Annotated in this window: 1 rRNA gene; it reads left to right on the plus strand. The window is 54.7% G+C overall.

The annotated features are described in order from the left end of the window. Positions 1-128, plus strand: a 16S ribosomal RNA gene (locus tag CH289_RS27735); the annotation flags it as partial. Positions 129-519: the final 391 nt, after the last annotated feature.

Consider the following 519-nt stretch of genomic DNA (forward strand, 5'->3'; position numbering starts at 1 on the left):
GGTCGGTAACACCCGAAGCCGGTGGCCTAACCCCTTGTGGGAGGGAGCCGTCGAAGGTGGGATCGGCGATTGGGACGAAGTCGTAACAAGGTAGCCGTACCGGAAGGTGCGGCTGGATCACCTCCTTTCTAAGGAGCCTCTTCTCTACTCGGACCGTCACACAGGTGACGGGGGAGTGAGACAGAAACCGTTTCGGATGCATACGTCATCCGGCGGTGCTCACGGGTGGAACACTGACAACCATTGACTGCGTAGCGGTGAGGCTTGAATGTTTCGCCGGCAGGAGATATATCGATGCACTGTTGGGTCCTGAGAGAACACGTGAGTGTTTCTTTCTAGGCAAGACATATACAGGCAACTTCGGTTGTATCTATCGGTTCCCTTGGTTGGGGATGTCTGAGGTCGACGTGTACGGGGTTGTGTGTGTGTTGTTTGAGAATTGCACAGTGGACGCGAGCATCTTTGTTGTAAGTAATGAAGAGCGTACGGTGGATGCCTTGGCACCAGGAGCCGATGAAG

It is taken from the genome of Rhodococcus sp. RS1C4 (assembly GCF_002258225.1).
Lineage (GTDB): Bacteria > Actinomycetota > Actinomycetes > Mycobacteriales > Mycobacteriaceae > Rhodococcoides > Rhodococcoides fascians_E.